Genomic DNA, 17986 nt, shown 5'->3' with positions numbered 1-17986 from the left:
TCCTGTGCGGGCTCTAAATCTGCTATAAATTGCACTGTATTCAAAGATCATAAATCAACTGCTTATTATATCATATCCACAAATTTTGTCAATACCCCCCTATATTCATAAATACTGCTCATAATAGTATGGGAAAAAATGAAAATTGGCAATATTTTTTTGCTCCGATGGATAAAAAAAGCTATAATTAATCATTATCAATATTATTCCCGAATGACGAAGATGAAGAGTAAAAAATTAATTTTAATTGACGGTAACGCCCTGATGCACAGAGCATATCATGCGCTTCCGCCCCTCACAACCAGAAAGGGCGAGCTGGTCAATGCGGTATACGGGTTCACATCGGTGCTGTTGGGGGTCATAAAGGAACTGAAACCGGATTATATGGTTGCGGCTTTTGATGTGGCCGGAGGAACTTTCCGCGACAAGATATATGACAAATACAAGGCGGGAAGGGTGAAGCCGGACCAGGAATTCTATGACCAGATACCTAAGATAAAAGATGTGGTGAGGGTTCTGAATATTCCCATCGTCGAAAAGAAAGGATTTGAAGCTGATGACATCATCGGAACGCTGGCCAAAAAAGCTGCACAGGAAAAACTCGAGACAATGATCGTTACGGGGGATCTCGATGTTCTTCAGCTGATCAATGACAATACGAAAGTTTACACTTTGAGAAAGGGGATCAAAGATACGGTCATTTATGATGCCGCGGCGGTTGGTCAAAGATACGGCCTTACGCCGGACCAGATCATTGATTTCAAGGGATTGCGCGGAGACCCTTCCGACAACATTCCCGGCGTAAAGGGAATAGGCGAAAAAGGGGCGACAGATCTTCTGAAAAAATTCAAAACTATGGAGGGGATCTATGAAGCCCTGGAAAAAGGAAAGAGTGGGGATCTTATTAAGCCGAAAGTCCGGGAAAAGCTCGTCGCTCAGAAAAAGGAAGCTATGATGAGCAGGGAGCTTGCCACGATCAAGAGGGATGTTGATGTGGAATTGGACCTTGTAAAAGCGGTTTGGGGCGATTACGACAAAAACGAGCTCAATAAGCTTTTTAAAGAGCTTGAGTTCTACAGCCTCATCGAAAGAGTCGAGAATGTGAATACCCTGGAAAGATCTGAAAGGCCCAAGGAAAAGACAGCAAGTTCAAAAAATATAAAATGCGTTTTGATTGAAAGCGATACTGAGTTCAAGCGCTTCCTCGATGAGCTCAAAAAACAGGAAAATATTGCCATGAGAACCGAGCGCGAAGACGGAACTTCGGGCGGGGATATCATATCCATATCTTTTTATTTTGGAAAAGGCAAAGCTTATAAGATACCAATCAAGAAATCGGAGAATAAGCTTGATCTTTTCTCGGCTTCCAAAGGAGAGCTGCCCGGCGATCTGGGCGCCTTGAAGCCTTTTCTGGAAGATGCCGGGTTGAAAAAGATAGGATTTTTCCTGAAACCGGACATAGAAACGCTTCTTGAAAACGGAATTGCGATTGATGGCCTGTATTTCGATTCCAAGATCGCAGCCTATCTCCTTGATCCGGGAAAAAGGGACTATGGCGAGGATAAGATCATTTTCAGCTATCTTGAAACTGTGCCTTCGGGCGAGATCATCTTTGAGAAAAAAGGAAAAACGGAAAAAGGCGAATCCAAAGAGACCGCAAATCTTGGGGTTTCATTTGAACTTATGGAAAAGCTCGAAAGCGAACTCGAGAAGGCGGGGATGAAGGATCTTTTTCACAAGATCGATATGCCACTCTTAAGAATACTTTCAAAAATGGAGGCTAGGGGTGTGAAGATAGATTCGGTGATACTCAAGAATCTTTCAAATGAGGTTGAAGAGAAAGTAACCAAGCTTTCCGCAAACATCCACAAGCTTTCCGGCGATGATACTTTCAACATAAATTCCTCTCAGCAGCTTTCCGAGGTCCTTTTCGGAAAAATGAAGCTTCCGACAGCAGATATCAAAAAGACTACGACGGGATATTCGGTCGCTTCCACCGAGCTGGAAAAGCTGCGCGACAAACATATAATCATTGATTTCATATCGCAATACAAAGAGCTCACGAAACTGAAGAATACGTATATCGACGCCCTGCCGAAGCTTGTGAACAAGAGGACGAAAAGGCTTCACACGACATTCAATCAGGATGTCACATCCACCGGCAGGCTTTCTTCCTCGGACCCGAATCTTCAGAATATTCCCGTCAGGACGGAAGAAGGGCGCAGGATCAGGAGGGCTTTCATTGCGGAACCGAAAAGAAAACTGGTTTCCTGCGATTATTCGCAGATCGAGCTCAGGATCATCGCCATGATCGCGGATGACAGGATAATGAAAGATATTTTCAACAAGGGGCTTGATATTCATGCAGCAACGGCGGCCGAGGTCAACGAAGTTCCGATAGACAAGGTCACTCCTGAAATGAGGAGGGCGGCAAAGGCGCTGAATTTCGGCGTGATCTATGGAATGAGCGTTTATGGATTTTCCCAATCGGCGGGGATCGATCGCGCCAAGGCTAAAAAATTCATTGACAGCTATATGAAAAGATTTTCGGCGGTTGCAAAATATATCGAGAGATCAAAAACGGATGCGAGGGAAAAAGGCTATGCCGAAACGCTTTGGGGCAGAAGGAGATATCTTCCGGAACTTAAATCTCCGAATGCGATCGTGAAGAATGCGGCGGAAAGGATGGCCATCAACATGCCGATCCAGGGAACCGCGGCTGACATCATCAAGATCGCCATGATAAAGCTGGATAAATGGATCGAAGACTACAACCGGAAAAATGAAGATGCGGTTTGGATGCTCCTGCAGGTGCATGATGAGCTCGTATTTTCGATCAAGAATGAAAATGCGGATGAGGCAAGCACGGATATAAAGCGCATCATGGAAAACGGCCACCTTGAGCTTGACGGAAAGAAAATAGATTTTCCGGTGCCGATCGAGGTGGATGTTAAGATCGGGGATAATTGGGAAGAAATGGAGGAGGTTTAGCTTTTCAGGTTGTATTTGTCCATGGCCTATTATATAATATAGAAGTAATAATAAATTAGTTTCTGTTGAAATAATGATGATTTCAAGTGTATTGCGAGGCTCAGCAGAGCCGTGGCAATCCCGATACTATGCAAATTATGCCTTATTCTATAATTTTTTCGGCTTATCTCAGAGATTGCGGAGCTTGTCCCGATGAATATCGGGATCGTACCTCCTCGCAATACAGCCAACATCATACTATTTCAATAGGAACTACTTATATAAAATAAGTTTTAAATAAAAAAATGGCGGAGAAAAAGAAAAAGATAATGATAGTTTTGGCTTCCTTTGCGCTTCTTGCAACCGGTGTTTTCGCCTCCAATCCGCAAAGCTGGATGGGGGACAGATCGATCAGCATAGAGAATGACGGCACGGATACGCCGGCGCAAAATCCGAATCCGGAGGAAGACGAGGCCGAGGAACCGAAAAAGGATGCCAATCCCTACACGGGAACCGAGTGCGACAACGCGAAGAGGCGCCCCTTTGCGGTCATGATGGCGGGGGATCTTGAGGCGTGGCCTCTCTCGGGGATCGCCGATGCTGACATTGTTGTTGAAATGCCGGTGATCACCGACAGCATAACAAGATACATGGCTGTTTTTGTCTGCAATGATCCCAAAGAGATCGGAAGCATAAGAAGTTCCCGGCATGATTTCATACCGCTTGCCATGGGATTCGATGCCATATATGCGCATTGGGGAGGATCCTATCTGGCTTTGGAAAAACTGGACAATAAGATCATGGACAATATCAACGCCCTTTATCTCGATGGAAGCGTTTTCTATAGGAAAGCGGGGCCTCCAAAGCCCCATGACGGATTTACGACCATTGAAAGGATGGCGGATTATGCGAAAAGAATGGGCTATCGGCAGGAAAGCATTTTTGAAAGCTATAAATTCTATGATGAAGAGAATCCGCAGGGGAAAAACGGAAAGTTGACCATAGGATACCCTTCCATTTTCAAGGTTGATTATGATTATGATTCCAAGACAAATTCATATTTCAGGTTCAAGGGGGATAAAAAAGATGTGGACAAATTGACCGGGCAGCAGATCGAAGCGAAGGATGTTGTGATCATGTTCGCAGCGTCCAGGCAGGTTGATGGGCAATATAATGACATGGACATAGAAGGAAAGGGGGATGCAATCATCTATCAGAACGGATGGGAAATAAAGGGCACGTGGAAGAAAGACAGCGGAGACCAAAAAAGCAAGATATTTTTCTATAACGAATCCGGAGAAGAAGTTAAGTTTGTGAGGGGCAAGATCTGGATCCAGGTCGTCCAGCCGAATCAGAAAGTGGCGTGGAGCGTCGAGTGACGAAAATGAAAAGATCAAATATCAAAATGGAAAATGATAATGTAAAATTTAAAATCACCAAACATCAAGATACAATAATCAGACAATAACCAATTTGTAATAATCAAACCCTCCGCATTATGTTCATTTGGTAATTGAAGTTTGTTTGGTGTTTGTTTCTTGATTATTGGTTATTAAATGCAAGCTTTTTATCATTTTGATCTGTCATTTTTATTTTTGATATTTACATTTTGATTTTTTATGGAATGGATGGAAGATATAGAAATCCTATAAAGATATATTATTATGCCAAAGGACGAAGATAAAAAAACAATTCATTTCTGGTTCGGGGAGGACGATTTTAGTATTTCCGAAGAACTCGCAAAAAGGAAAGCCGATTTTGCAAAAAAACATGGCGCTATGAATATTTACCAGATCGATTGGAAATATGACTCTGCCGATGAGCGGGAAAAGATGTCCCGGCTCCAGGTCGGCCTTTCATCCGATTCGCTTTTCAGTTCCGATAAACTGCTGATCCTGAAAAATGTCCTTTCAGTTTCAAAGAAGAAGAAAGAAAAAGGATATTCTGAGGATGAAACGGATGAAGATAAAGGCAGTGCAAAAGACGATATGATACTGAAATATTTTGCAAAACCCAAAGACGGCATCGAACTGTTCATCATCGAGGAGAGCGTGGACCAGAGAAAAAAAACCTACAAAGAGCTTGTGCGTCTTGAAAAAGAGGGGATGGCGGAATTGAAGGAATTCCTGCTTCCCGTTGATCGCAGTTTTGACGCGTGGATCTGGCAAAGGATAGAAAAAAGCGGAGGAAATATCAAGAAAGACGCTCTGGACATTCTTTCCGTATCGCTCGGAAAAGGCTTTTCCCAGCGCGACAGGAACAAGAAGGTCACGCAGTCCTATAATCTCTGGGAGGCGGACAACGAGATCGGGAAGCTCGTTTGCTTTGCCGAAGAAAGGGATATCACGAAAGAGGATGTCGAACTTCTTGTGAGGTCCAAGGTGGATATGAATATTTTCAGCCTGACAGACAGCATAAGCCGGAGAGACAGGCAAAAAGCGATACTCATGCTTAATATGCAGATCGAGAAGGGAGTGAATGAGATATACATTTTGACAATGCTGATCAGGCAATTCCGGAATCTGCTTATCATAAAAGATCTTTTGGAAGAAGGTCTTTCTGATTCTCAGGTGGCCCAGAGAGCCAAAATGCATCCCTTTGTCGTGAAAAAAACCATCGAGCAGTGCCGTAATTTCAAGCTGCCGGACCTGAAGAAGATCTATCGGAAGCTCTATGACGCCGATGTCGCCATAAAGACGGGGAAGATGGAGTCCGGATTGGCCCTTGATCTTCTGGTCGTATCGATCGCATAAAAAATATTTTTGGATATAAAACAAACCGCCTTTTGGGCGGTTTGTTTGGGTCTATTCCTCGTTTTGTTTTTTTGGGTACGTCTTTTTGTTTTCTATATTATAACTGCCTTATTATTTTTTCTCGATCTTATTGATCTTCTGGGCGAGGTTTGATTTCTTTCTTGCAGCGGTATTCTTTTTCAAAACTCCCTTTTTCACGGCCTTGTCGACTGCCTGATATACTTCCGACAGTTTCGCATAGGCTTCCTTCTTGTTTTCGGCGGTGACTTTTTTCGAGGATTTTTCAAGACTATTTAAAAATGTGTTGAGATCCTTCATGAGCTTTTTTATATGATTGCTTTTTGCGAGATTCCGCTCCCTTTTCTTTATGTTTTGCTTCAGGGCTTTCCTTGCAGATTGTGTCATTGGCATAATTCTGTAGTTTTAAGATTATTATTTAGGTTAATTTCGTGTAAATTCCAGCGTTTACGTTAATTGCATACTATTACAATTTGCTGGAATTGTCAAATGGCATTATCATATAAACATGAAACGTGAAACATGGAACATGAAACGGTGATCGTTTGTGCAGTTCCAATTTTCCGATTTTTAATCTGTAATTCCTAACTCACGCACATGATCTCATACGTAAAAGGGCAAGTTATTCTGAAAAAAGAAAAGTTTGTCATTGTGTCTACGGGAAACATAGGATATAAGGTGTTCGCTTTGTCCGATTCAAGCAAGATTGGAGACACGGTGGAGTTTTTCACATATCTGAACGTCCGGGAAGATGCGCTCACTCTTTACGGGTTTCCGGATTATGGGGATCTGGAGCTTTTTGAGCATCTGATCTCTGTTTCGGGGATCGGACCGAAAACGGCTCTCGGTGTACTGTCTCTTGCGGATTCGAGAACGATCAAGATCGCGATCGCGAAAGAGGATTCAAGCATCCTGACTCGCGTTTCCGGGATCGGGAAAAAAACGGCGGAGCGTATCATTTTGGAGCTCAAGAACAAATTCTCAATTTCCGATGTCGACAGATCGGAGGAGAAAGGCAAGGAGATCAGCGACCATTCTGATGCCTTTGAGGCTTTGGTGAGTCTGGGATACAGCTCATTCCAGGCGAAGAAAGCGCTGTCGGAAATTTCTCCCGAGATAAAGGATGTCGGCGAAAGAATTAAGATGGCATTGAAAGAGCTTGGACGAAAGTAGGCGATTCACTGGCGTTTATGTCATATCACAAGGCGAATGGAAAAATGATATCCTTTCTTCATTGGAAACCGTGAGTAATATTATTCGTATGACTTGTTTTTTTAATGTGGTCTGTCTTTAAAAAATAGAAAAAGCACGGTGCTATTTCCGTGCTTGATTAGGTCATTACGATGATATAGAGGAGAAGCGGGGTTATTATAAATGATATTATAAAAACGATTGCTGATCCTCTGCAATCTTGGTTTGTTGAATGGATGCTCCATTCCAATTCAGATAGCGGAGTTCCGTTCTTGATCTTTTCTTCGATATTTTCCAAATATGTCCTGTTCCACCAGTCTTCAAAACTTTCTTCTCTCGGCATTAAGTCCCTCCTTTTTCGCCATTGTAACACAAATAAAGCATAAGGCAAGGATTACCGGGGGATTATAATCTGGGAACATCCGTCGGAATTGAAGCGATGAAGTCATCGAGAGAAAGACCTTGCATATTTTGGGATTGTTGACAGGATACAATTTCACTGTTATTGTCTTTTTGGAGGAAAATTATGATCGAAGTGATCAAATATGCGCCTCCGGAACTGAAAGATAAAGTTCTGGATCTGCTGTATCAGAACCTGAAAATAAACAAAAATGTGAAAAGCGGAGGAAATATAACCGGCATCCTGCTGAAGGGATATCGGGAACAAAGATGCATGCGCCTTGAAACCCTGATCGAGCTTCATGAAGAAATTCTTGAGAGGGAAATATATGAAACGAAAGAAAGCATGCTGAATGTTCAGATCTTGAGGAACATCCTGAATACGCTTTCCGAGATAAGGTATGAAAATGAGGTTAAGGCATACCTTAAGGGTGTTATGGCCAGGATCGAGGTATCGAAAGAAATAAGGGGAAAAACGAAGGAGGACATCAAGAATGTTATAAAGGTATTTATGGAATAAAACCATATCGGTTTTGCAGAACACAGAGCGGGCAATAAGCGCGCTTTTTTATTTCATTATCGGAACCATACGGGCCGGTACTTCGCAGCTTAGCAGAGCAGGGTCCATTGACTTTCGTTGTTTAAGTGGTAAAATTTTATAGAGGTGAGAGTATTATGAGGACGTTGTTGATTATGGTAGTTCTGATAAATGGCCTTTTTGTTTTGGGAGCGCAGTTTGCGCTGAATATCGGCTATATATCAGTCCAAGAAGCGGTAATGGGAATAGTTTTTATGGGAGTTTTCGCTCTATGGTTCATGTGCGATACCTATTTTGCATGGAAAGACCTTGGCTACATAAATTAAAAAGAGGCTTGATCTCCAAGCCTTTATTTTTTTGAAACATACTCATTATTTTTGATATAGAATCTCAGCAATTTATCTTTCCAGGCTCCCGCATAATCCACGCCGATACGCTTGGATTTTTTTATCCGATCTGGTCCTATTTTTTCGCCATCTTCGATCCAAAGCTTTTTTCCGGATGTCAGGTCCCAGCCGTTCAACTCTTTATCTATTTTAAATTCTCTGCAAAGTTTTGCAGGACCATTCAGTTGTTTATATTTTGTGTTGTCGGAGCAGAAGACTGTCGGTTCTAGCGCTCTTATTAAAACCGCACACGGATTTCCTTCTTTTTCTGAGACAATATTGAAACAGTGATACATGCCGTATATGAAATAAACATAGGCGCGTCCAGGAGGTCCGAACATAACCTCATTTCTCGGAGTTTTTCCCTTTGAGGTGTGGCAGGCGAGATCTTTTACTCCCAGATACGCTTCCGTTTCTACGATCTTGCCCTTAACAACCTTGCCGCCTATTTCTCTGCATAAAAAACTGCCAAGAAGTTCTTTGGCAACAATTTCAGTAGGGCGATCGTAAAATGATGTCGGTAAAGCACCCATTTATTTATAATTAAGCATTTCCGTCATTGTCATAAATTCATAACCTTGCGTTTTTAATGCGCTGATTATTCCGGGCAGGGCCTCGGAATCAAGTTGGGTTTTGTCGTCGGGATTGGTCCCAAGGTGCATCAGGACGATTGCGCCGGCAGCGGCTTTTGAAAGGACCCTGCTTTCGACCGATTCCTTTGTCATTCCGCCGGAGGTTCCTTCCCATCCCAGGGAATCGACTGTCCATCTTATGCTGATGTAATTTTTGCCATTTATGGCGTAAATTGTCTCCCTATTCCTGTCGCCGTATGGAAAGCGGAAAAAAGGATGGAATTCCAAATTCAATTTCAAAAGGGCATTTTCGGTTTTTTCAAGCTCGGTGTTGATCTCCTCGCCTGTTAATTTCGTAAAATACGGATGGGAATAGCTATGATTTCCGACATTGCCGCCGCTTGCGAATATCATTGCGGTTTCACCGGGATATTTTTCGATGAATTTTCCCGTGAGGAAGAATGTTCCTTTTATGCCGTTATCTTTCAAAATAGATAATATCTTTCCAGCTCCATCCGCGTTCGCTCCGCCGTCAAATGTCAGCGCGATGAATTTTTTATCCGTCTTGATCCGGGAAATGTCCTCTCCCTTCCATTTTTCAACAGTAGCTTGCCGATCGATCGTCTCGGTATTTTCTTTTTTAATGCTATCTCCGGAGGGCTTGTCGCCCTGCGGACTGTTTTTAATTATTTTGCCTCTGTCCCCATTGTCGTAATTTATGGTTATTTTTTCCGGAGGATCATAGGACAGCACAAAGAACGCGGATAAAAACGCCGCAATTGCGAATAGGATCAAAGCCAGCCGGATTTTGCATTTCTTTTTCATATCAATAGCTTATCATACAAGACACACTATGACGAGAGCGGTATTTTTTGTGTTCTTCAAAAAAAGCCCTTTGAAAGATAATATCAAAGGTCTCTTACATTGTCATGGAAATTCTGTTTTTTCCGGTTATTTTTATGTTTTTGACGATGAATTGCTTGATATTTTCGGGCACTGTTCCATCGATAATGAATCCTTTTTTTTCCAGAATATTTTTTATATCCGCGGGTATTTCGAAGTTTTCGTCATGGCATTTTCTCACAAGCGGGTGCAGAAGCGCCGGTGCGGCATAAAACATTTCACTAATCGTGTTGAGAAGTCTTTCTTCTTTGGTTTGTATGTTGATTCCTCCTTTTTCCAATTTTATATTGGAAATATAATAAATAAAGCAGGAAAAGGAAACGATGTCAATGATCTAAGTCACAGGTTTAGTCTTCATGATCCATATTTTATGATGTTTGTGATGGTTTTGTTTGAAACCGATACGTTATTGCGATATAATATATATGGAGCAGCAGCAGAGATTTTTTATTTACCAATAACCAAAAAAATATGATCTGGCAAGACGGTGTTATATCAGTTGCAAACGTGCTTTTTTCCGTTTCACTGATCTTTCAGGCTTATTATGGCTTTAAGGAAAAAACTGGACCCATAAAGTTCCAAGCCTCGATCCCGACCTTTGTCGGCCTGTTCGCCATGTCCATTGCTTTCTGGAGTCTCGGATTATATTCTTCCGCCGCAATTTCGATCTTAAATGGAACCCTATGGTTCGTTTTGTTCATTCAAAGGATCTTATATGGCAAAAAGAAATGATCAAATCTTCTGCAAAAAACATTATGAATGGAACCAAGGTCGTACTATTCGATGTCGATGGAGTTTTGATAAATCTCCCTCACTATTTCAGTAAAGAATTGCAGAGGCAGGGATATGAGGATGCTCAAGAGAGTCTGAATGCATTCTATCAGGGAGAGGACAGCCGGCAATGTTCAGAGGGGAAGGCTGATGCGCAAATATGCATTATGCCATATCTTGAAAAATTCGGATGGACCGGATCGGCCGGGGATTATTTTGAGCGGCAGTTCGATTTCGAGAGGAAATATCTGGACAAGGATCTGGTTTCTCTGGTGGCAGAACTCCGGGGCGGGGGAGTGAAGTGCTATTTATGCACTGATCAGATGGCAAACAGGGCGGAATTTCTTTTGAGGGAGATGGGCTTCGGGGATATCTTTGACGGTCATTTTATCTCATGTCGCATCGGATTTCGGAAATGCCATGAAGAATTCTGGGATCAGGTGGCGGCGGAACTGAAAAAGGAATTCCCGGAACTGAAGCTTGATGAGGTCGTATATTTCGACGATATCCAAAATAACATCGATGTTGCGTCAAGATTTGGAATTCGGGCATTTTTATATAATGGTATAGATCAAGTGAAGGCGTCGGTTATTTAGAGTCAGAATTATTTATGGAAAACAAAAAGAAACTTTTTTATTGGGATTTTGCGAGGATCATCGTACTTTTTTTTATCTTTTATCCGGTGTTCGGCGGAGCCGAGATCGATCAGGCCGATCTTTCCGGATGGGCGATCGAGACGGGAATAAGCGAGCTCCTCACGAATGACGGACATGTGTGGGGGGACATCCCCTGGATACTTTTCAATATTGATTTTCGCGGACAAATTTGGATCTTTGCCCAGCCCGTCATAGTGGCACTAAGTTTTTTGTGGGCATATAAAAATTCGGTAATTGCGAAAAGACTAAGGATAGCCAATTGGTTCATTGCGCTCTGTCTTTATGCAGGATGGACTATATTTTATCCGACGACCCCGAAGTATGATTATTTTATTTTTGCTTACGTTTTGTCACAGACCGGATGGCCGCCCATATTGCTTGTTTCATTCCTAATATCCATTTTAATGATGTGGGCCGGAGTCGTGCTGGTTTCCGGTTATTATATCTATAAATCGCTTCTGGATGAAAAAAACGGTCTGGAAAAAATAATTCCGCTTGCAATGTCTATGGGCATACCGGGCACCGGTCATTTTGCTGTCGGAAAGCGCAGGCGCGGAGCAATTTTTCTTTTTATGGGATCTCTTGTTTGGGCAATTGATTTCTATTTATTTTTTATAACACCCCTTGCATTCATTCCAACGCTTTTATTCTGGGCGTATTCAGCATATGATGTGAATAGGCCGGAAAAATCTATGCGAAAGTCTAATGGTTTGCGCGAACGATAGATGCTGAAATATTAATGAATAATAACAAATAAATATCAATAATATGTCCGGAAAAAACAGATACAGGCTTACGAATATTTTTGCGGTGATCTCTCTGACGAGCGTCGCAGTGATGTGGAGGAGCAGTTTAATGGTATTTGCGGTTTTGCTTGTTATGGCAGTGCTGATGCTCTCGATCGAAAGATCAAAAGAAGAGGTGAAAACTTTTCTTCTCTGTTCGATCTTCGGCTCGATCGCCGAATATATTGCGATAAGCCTTGGGGCGTGGACCTATGAGAACCCGGATGTTTTCAATATACCCATATGGCTTCCGCTTCTTTGGGGCATCGCCTCAGTGTTCATCGTCAGGGTCTATAAGAATTTTTCGAAATAATATCAGTCGGGCAGTCCTATAATTCATTTATGCAGCTTCAATAGATCAATTCTATGTGGACAAAACAACAAATAGAATATCATAAAAAAGCGGCGAGATCGCTTATCAAAATAAAAGATCTGACGTTTGATCTTCTCAGAAGAGATAGATCCATTTCCGAGCATGAGACGCAGCAATTCATAATCGGGAAATATAATGAGTACGGTCTGGAAACCGATAAATATCCGCCCATAGTGGCATTTAATAAAAATTCCGCAATTCCATTATATTATCCCAAAAAAATTTCTGAAAAACTGAAAGACAACACCCTTGTTCTCATTGATCTTTGGGCAAGGATGGGGACGGAGGGTGCTCCTTTTGCGGATATAACCTGGGTCGCCTTTAGCGGTAAAAAAGTCCCCACGGAAATTAAAAAGGTATTCGATATTGTGATAGACTCCAGGGACAGTTCCCTGGGCTATATTGTTGATCGGTTGAAAAACAATGAAATTCCCACCGGAAACGACATAGAATCGGTTGGTTTCGGGATAATCAAAGAGGGGGGATATGAAAAGAACATCTTGCATGAACTCGGACATTCGATCGGAACACGGGAGGATCATGGTCCCAAGCCGAATTGGATCTATAAAAGAAATAAGCGAAGGCTGGTAAAAAATCTGGCATATACTATTGAGCCGGGGATCTATCTTAAGGATAAATTCGGTATAAGAAGCGAAATAGACTTTTTTATTTCGGATAATAACGAAATTGTTCTAACTACGGATCCGCAAAAAGAAATTGTTTTGTTATAAGGCCCTGTGGATCATCTGCGGATTGATCGAGAATAACTGTATTGCCGGAATTATCATCTGACATTCTCAGTTCCTATAAATACCTTTTTATTTGTCCGGATTCATGTTTCATTACATGGATCTTTTTTGTAATTATTTTTTAAACGATGCGTCTTTGCTTTGGTGGGCAGGTAAACGATCGATAAAATTTTATAAGATCGCGCGAAGTTTATCACTAACATGAATATTATGGAAAAAAAAACAAGACTAAGAAGGATGGCTTTAGGCATTTTAACTTTAGGATCCCTCCTTCTGGTATATCCGATGCTGGATATTGGAAGTGCCAGGCGGATAAATGCGCAAACTATAGATCCTGCAAATATGGCAAAGCATAACGCTCCCGGCGACTGCTGGCTCGCCATTAACAATAAAGTTTATAATGTCACTAATTTTCTGAGCCGGCATTCAGGTGGGGCTTCCGCTATCACCCCATATTGCGGAAAAGACGCTACGGCGGCTTTTTCGGGTAAGCCCCACCCGGGGAGCGATCTTGCCGCCCTGAGTGCATATTATATAGGGGATATCGGAGTCGTTCCGCCTCCTCCTCCAAGTCCGGCCCCACAACCGCCCCCGCCTCCCGAAATATCCCCGGTCCTAACAAAGATCATTATTTCGCCGGCGATAGTCGAAATGAAAGCAGGAGATACTGAGTTGTTCAGGGCCACAGCCTATGATCAGAACAATAAGCCGATGGCGGGAGTTGTGATTACATATTCCAGCTCTGATGCCAGCGTCGGGAATATCGATGACGGCGGATCATTCCATGCGCAAAGCCCGGGATCTGTATTGATCACAGCTTCAAGCGAACAGACCAGATCGACTGCCTCGGTCACAGTCAAGGAGAACCAGCCATTGCCGGTCCCTGCCGTTTCTCCCGGTCCGCAGGCAGTATCTGATACGGACCTGTTGAAAAAACGCTGTGAAGAAATATTCGGAAACAATGAAGACAATGACGATGAAGATGACAGCGAATATATGGAAGAAGAAAAAGAGGATGAGCAAGATGATCAGGAAGATGAATATGGCGATGAAGAAAGAGATCAGCCAAGGGCGTCAAGAAGCGGAGAACGGGCAGGGGGCCGCTATGTCATGTAGATGAAATTATTGGAAAGCTTAGAAATAGCAAGTTTACTCACACGAAAAACCGCTTTTTAACCAGGCGGTTTTTTGCTATAATATGATCAATAAGCTCGGAACCATGAAAAACAGTTTAACGCCATATAGGATCAAAATAGCCGAAGAAAGAGACGCTGAAACCTGCGTCAAATTAAGCATGGAGTCATGGCCCGAATGGTGGAGCAGGAACATGACATCAGGCGAAATGCACATAAAAGAATGCATTAAGGAGAAAAGATCCCTTATCGCGGTTTCCGGCGGCCGGGTGGTCGCATATTGCGTCTGGGGACGACTCTGGAACAAGATCCATCTTCAAGATATATTCGTAAAGAAGAAATGCCGGAGGACGGGTCTGGCCTCGCGGTTATTTGAAAACATGAAAAAGATCGCGAAAAAACAGGGGATAAGGGAGATCATGAGCGATTGCGATATCGACAATGAAGCCTCGATAGGATTTCATCTCAAAAAAGGCTTTAAGAAGTGCGGATATATTAAAAATAACTGGGCGAAGAAAGACTCATTGGTTTTCTCAATGAGAATTTAATAATATTTTCAATGGATCGCATGTAACTTGGCTTTCCGGGCGCATTTAATCATTATAATAAAAAGATCATGAAAAAAGTTGTCATTGCTTCGAAAAATCCGGTTAAGATCGAAGCGGTAAGGCAGGGATTTGAAAAAATGTTTATCGGCGAGAAGTTCGAGTTTGTCGGAGTCTCGGTTCCTTCCGGGGTCAAGGATCAGCCGTTTGATAATGAGGAAACTCTGAGGGGCGCAACAAACAGAGTTGATAATGCATTCGCCGAGGATAGGTCTGCGGATCTCTATGTCGGCATTGAGGGCGGGATCGAACCGGTCGGCAAAGAGATGGAAGCTTTCGCGTGGGTGGTTATAAGGTCGTCAAAAAAATATGGAAAATCCAGGACGGGAACTTTTTTTCTGCCGAAAGAAGTTGTGAAACTTATCAAAGAAGGAAGAGAATTGGGGGAGGCGGATGACATTGTTTTCAAAAGGAATAATTCCAAACAGCAGAACGGAGCTGTAGGCATATTGACCGGAAATGCGATAGACAGGACGAAATATTATTCGGAAGCGGTGGTTCTTGCGCTCATACCTTTCAAAAACGCTGATCTGTATTAGATCCGGAGAAAATCTCCGTGATTGACAATATCCGACAGGGGACTATAATCGATCTTGGTCTTAAGGAGGTTTGACATATGGACCTTTCGCAATTAATGGATTTGGCATATAGCATCCCGAATACGGTAGACATGCAGCAGGTCGCGGCAATATTAGAGACGGTTTATTTTATCATAATCATCGTTTTTATAATGATGTTGCCTGCCGAAGACGATTTAAAAAGAAAGATGTCGGCGGTTCTGAAAGACCTGTGCCTGCTGCTTGCGATATTGTCGGTGATCCTGTTCGCGATAAAGGGATCCCAGCTCTCAAGGAGCTTCTACCTGTTATCGCTAATAGCCATTATTGTGTATGCTATATTGAAAAAATATTTTCCAAAGATGATCGAAGCGCAAGAATAAAAGCGCTTTTTTTCTTATTCGGATGCCCGGGACATGTTTTTGTGCGCGTTGAATTTCGGAGTTCCGCACAAAGTTTGACCGTTCGGTCCCTTGATTATAGAATTATCATATAATGCAAATTAATCTTTTATCGATGGCGAATGTTGTCATAGTTCACGGTACAGGGGGAAGCCCCGAAGGTAATTGGTTTCCATGGCTCAAGTCGGAACTTGAAGGATATGGGTGCCAGGTTTTTGTCCCGAGATTTCCGACGCCCCTGGGCCAGTCTCTTGAAAAGTGGCTGGAAATTTTCAACGAATATGAACGATATCTGAACAAGGATGCCATTATTGTCGGGCATAGCCTTGGAACCGCGTTCCTGCTTTCAGTGCTAGAAAGGATCGATCATCCGGTCAGAGCCGCATATTTTGTTGCGGGCTTTACGGGACTTCTCGATAATCCCGACTTTGACGTACTGAATAGAACTTTTACGGTGAAGGCTTTTGATTGGAACAAAATAAAGCGCAACTGCATGCATTTCTATGTCATCAATTCAGACAATGATCCATATGTTCCGGTCCAAAAGGGGATAGACCTCGCAAGAGATCTGAACGTTGAGCCGGCAGTTCTCCGGAATGCGGGTCATATTAACAGGGATTCAGGTTATGTCGAGTTTGGGTTTCTCGCTAAGTCAATAAGGGAAGAAATAAAAAATTAGATGCCGATATTTCATAAATAAAAAGGATCCCGCTGTTAAGCAGGATCTGTTTCGTCTGATGGAGAGATATATTCCTTCTGGAGAGTGAACATTTTTGCCACTCTTACGATGTTTTTGGCATCGTTCTTTCTGAAGGTCAGCATCCTCCATGCCTGGTCTTTCAGATCAGCCATGTTTATCGGAATGTTGCAGCCGCATTTCTCGCAGTCTACATTTCCTCCGATAACGCAAGGATATTTATCCATATCCGCGGGATTCCGCGATCTGACCCATCCGGGTTTTTCCGGACTGGCTTTCAGGCTGCAGTTCGGAACATGCTCCTTTGTGACGAACAGGTCGATCATCCCTTCTGTCAAAAAGACAATATCAGGGTTCTCCCGAAGAACTTTTCTCAGCATTCCCGCTGTTTCAAGAAGTTCTTTGCCTTGAAGTGTCAGCTGATCATCCGGATCGGCGGGATGTTTTTTCTTCTCAGGAGTATAAAGGCTGAAAGTTATGCCATAAACTCCCAGTTCGCGGGCCAGTTGGACCAGCTTCTCGATCTCTTTGTAATTCGTCATTGAGATCGTCGGAGCCAGTATCACTCGCTTATCTCCTCTGATGTTTTTGAGGATCTTTTTAAATGTGCCGGGTTTTCTTCTTATACTGTCATGCAGCTCTTCTGTGGCTGCATCAAGGCTTATGAAGACCCTGGTTTCAATCGCCAGCGGGAATTTTATGGTTCCGTTGCTGATCAATATCAACCTTCTTCCAAGAACTCCAAAAGCTTTTTTTACGAGCGACATGCGAAGCGCCGGCTCTCCTCCTGTGAAAACAAAAGGTTTGTCGCTATTCTCGTTGACGACTTTCATCCAATATTCGTCCTCGAGGTCTCTATTTTTTCCACAGTTCCATTCCCTGTGGAAATAGCAATGTTCGCAATCCAGCGGACAATCGCCGGTTATCTCGATATTGTAGACCAAAGGGGTTCGCAATATTCGGAAACATGCATAATTGTAGAGGAGGTTTCCGCCACCCTCCAATACAGCCTGAATGGTTTCTACTGCAGTCATTTAATTCTTACCTCCTAAAAGTATTTTTGTTTGATGTTTGATTATAGCACAAAAACATCATAATGTCAACTGCTGCAAGAATCAGCTTAGAATCAGCTTAATGGGCTATTGATTTATGTATGAAAGTGTGCTATACTTATTGCACGGGTGAGCATACAATCTATTGTATGCTTAATTAATTAAGCAAATAATATGGAAAGATTCATTGATTCCATGCTGGACATGGCGCTAAGCGTAACCATAATGGTCCTTTCGGGGACATTATATGGCGTGGTGGCATATTCTGCAAGCGTCATGTAGCACCCAATTTGAAAATTGATAGACACCGCTTTATTGCGGTGTCTTTTGTAATATAAGCGCTGTGTGTTAATTCCAAAAAATCACTTGACATGATCAATAGAAAGTGTAGAATATTAATGCGATGCATAATAACATTCAGCCATGAGCCCTATTGAAAGAAAACTAATATTGTCTTCGTCATCCAGTTCATCATCA

The 17986-nt window shown here is 42.6% G+C and carries 22 protein-coding genes; 15 read left to right on the top strand and 7 right to left on the bottom strand.

What is annotated here, in order from left to right; genetic code table 11:
• The first annotated feature begins 213 nt into the window (after positions 1–213).
• From polA to holA, 3 genes are all read left to right on the top strand, one after another.
• Positions 214–2991, top strand: a complete 2778-nt coding sequence (gene polA / locus WC788_01195) for a DNA polymerase I (protein ID MFA6096225.1) — start codon at positions 214–216, stop codon at positions 2989–2991.
• Positions 2992–3275: 284 nt separating this feature from the next.
• Positions 3276–4349: a DUF3048 domain-containing protein gene (locus WC788_01190; protein MFA6096224.1), complete on the top strand. Its 1074-nt coding sequence runs from the start codon at positions 3276–3278 to the stop codon at positions 4347–4349.
• Positions 4350–4634: 285 nt separating this feature from the next.
• Positions 4635–5723 carry a DNA polymerase III subunit delta gene (holA, locus tag WC788_01185; GenBank protein ID MFA6096223.1) on the top strand — a complete coding sequence of 363 codons (1089 nt, stop codon included), beginning with the start codon at positions 4635–4637 and terminating at the stop codon, positions 5721–5723.
• 111 nt (positions 5724–5834) lie between these two features.
• On the opposite strand, the gene rpsT is transcribed toward holA, so the two are convergent.
• Complete coding sequence (gene rpsT, locus WC788_01180) at positions 5835–6134, bottom strand: 30S ribosomal protein S20 (protein ID MFA6096222.1); 300 nt, start codon at positions 6132–6134, stop codon at positions 5835–5837.
• Between the two features lie 204 nt (positions 6135–6338).
• On the opposite strand from rpsT, the gene ruvA reads away from it, so the two are divergent.
• The gene (ruvA, locus tag WC788_01175; GenBank protein MFA6096221.1) at positions 6339–6914 is read left to right on the top strand and encodes a Holliday junction branch migration protein RuvA; all 576 of its coding nucleotides are present in this window, start codon (positions 6339–6341) and stop codon (positions 6912–6914) included.
• A 157-nt stretch (positions 6915–7071) separates the two neighbouring features.
• On the opposite strand, the gene WC788_01170 is transcribed toward ruvA, so the two are convergent.
• Positions 7072–7275: a hypothetical protein gene (locus tag WC788_01170; protein MFA6096220.1), complete on the bottom strand. Its 204-nt coding sequence runs from the start codon at positions 7273–7275 to the stop codon at positions 7072–7074.
• A 183-nt stretch (positions 7276–7458) separates the two neighbouring features.
• On the opposite strand from WC788_01170, the gene WC788_01165 reads away from it, so the two are divergent.
• Both WC788_01165 and WC788_01160 read left to right on the top strand, forming a co-directional pair.
• Complete coding sequence (locus tag WC788_01165) at positions 7459–7851, top strand: hypothetical protein (protein MFA6096219.1); 393 nt, start codon at positions 7459–7461, stop codon at positions 7849–7851.
• Between the two features lie 173 nt (positions 7852–8024).
• Complete coding sequence (locus tag WC788_01160; GenBank protein ID MFA6096218.1) at positions 8025–8195, top strand: hypothetical protein; 171 nt, start codon at positions 8025–8027, stop codon at positions 8193–8195.
• A 23-nt stretch (positions 8196–8218) separates the two neighbouring features.
• Here WC788_01160 and WC788_01155 read toward each other — a convergent pair whose 3' ends face one another.
• The 4 genes from WC788_01155 to WC788_01140 all read right to left on the bottom strand — a co-directional run bounded on the left by WC788_01155 (position 8219) and on the right by WC788_01140 (position 10431).
• Positions 8219–8788, bottom strand: a complete 570-nt coding sequence (locus tag WC788_01155) for a DNA-3-methyladenine glycosylase (GenBank protein ID MFA6096217.1) — start codon at positions 8786–8788, stop codon at positions 8219–8221.
• Complete coding sequence (locus WC788_01150) at positions 8789–9652, bottom strand: polysaccharide deacetylase family protein (protein ID MFA6096216.1); 864 nt, start codon at positions 9650–9652, stop codon at positions 8789–8791.
• A gap of 94 nt (positions 9653–9746) precedes the next feature.
• Positions 9747–10010 (bottom strand): hypothetical protein, encoded by a 264-nt coding sequence (locus tag WC788_01145; GenBank protein ID MFA6096215.1) that lies wholly within the window; start codon positions 10008–10010, stop codon positions 9747–9749.
• 262 nt (positions 10011–10272) lie between these two features.
• Entirely contained in the window at positions 10273–10431 is a 159-nt protein-coding gene (locus tag WC788_01140; protein MFA6096214.1) for a hypothetical protein, read from the bottom strand.
• 54 nt (positions 10432–10485) lie between these two features.
• Between WC788_01140 and WC788_01135 the strand changes: the two genes are divergently transcribed.
• The 9 genes from WC788_01135 (at position 10486) to WC788_01095 (ending at position 16439) form a co-directional block, all read left to right on the top strand.
• The gene (locus WC788_01135; protein MFA6096213.1) at positions 10486–11097 is read left to right on the top strand and encodes an HAD family hydrolase; all 612 of its coding nucleotides are present in this window, start codon (positions 10486–10488) and stop codon (positions 11095–11097) included.
• A gap of 14 nt (positions 11098–11111) precedes the next feature.
• Positions 11112–11882 (top strand): hypothetical protein, encoded by a 771-nt coding sequence (locus WC788_01130; GenBank protein ID MFA6096212.1) that lies wholly within the window; start codon positions 11112–11114, stop codon positions 11880–11882.
• A gap of 43 nt (positions 11883–11925) precedes the next feature.
• Positions 11926–12255 (top strand): DUF2878 family protein, encoded by a 330-nt coding sequence (locus WC788_01125; protein MFA6096211.1) that lies wholly within the window; start codon positions 11926–11928, stop codon positions 12253–12255.
• 53 nt (positions 12256–12308) lie between these two features.
• Positions 12309–13046 (top strand): M24 family metallopeptidase, encoded by a 738-nt coding sequence (locus tag WC788_01120; GenBank protein ID MFA6096210.1) that lies wholly within the window; start codon positions 12309–12311, stop codon positions 13044–13046.
• Positions 13047–13274: 228 nt separating this feature from the next.
• Positions 13275–14180 (top strand): cytochrome b5 domain-containing protein, encoded by a 906-nt coding sequence (locus tag WC788_01115; protein ID MFA6096209.1) that lies wholly within the window; start codon positions 13275–13277, stop codon positions 14178–14180.
• Positions 14181–14262: 82 nt separating this feature from the next.
• On the top strand, positions 14263–14745 hold the full coding sequence (locus WC788_01110; GenBank protein ID MFA6096208.1) for a GNAT family N-acetyltransferase: 483 nt from the start codon (positions 14263–14265) through the stop codon (positions 14743–14745).
• 68 nt (positions 14746–14813) lie between these two features.
• The gene (gene yjjX, locus WC788_01105) at positions 14814–15341 is read left to right on the top strand and encodes an inosine/xanthosine triphosphatase (GenBank protein MFA6096207.1); all 528 of its coding nucleotides are present in this window, start codon (positions 14814–14816) and stop codon (positions 15339–15341) included.
• Positions 15342–15418: 77 nt separating this feature from the next.
• Positions 15419–15742, top strand: coding sequence for a hypothetical protein (locus WC788_01100; GenBank protein ID MFA6096206.1), 324 nt, complete (start codon positions 15419–15421; stop codon positions 15740–15742).
• Positions 15743–15854: 112 nt separating this feature from the next.
• Entirely contained in the window at positions 15855–16439 is a 585-nt protein-coding gene (locus WC788_01095) for an alpha/beta fold hydrolase (protein ID MFA6096205.1), read from the top strand.
• 35 nt (positions 16440–16474) lie between these two features.
• Here WC788_01095 and WC788_01090 read toward each other — a convergent pair whose 3' ends face one another.
• On the bottom strand, positions 16475–17491 hold the full coding sequence (locus WC788_01090) for a radical SAM protein (protein ID MFA6096204.1): 1017 nt from the start codon (positions 17489–17491) through the stop codon (positions 16475–16477).
• Positions 17492–17986: the final 495 nt, after the last annotated feature.

The sequence above is a fragment of the Candidatus Paceibacterota bacterium genome (assembly GCA_041661265.1).
Classification (GTDB): domain Bacteria; phylum Patescibacteriota; class Minisyncoccia; order JAHIHE01; family JAGLIN01; genus JBAZUT01.
The sequence above is the reverse complement of the archived record's forward strand: the minus strand, read 5'-3'. Positions and strand labels throughout refer to the sequence as shown.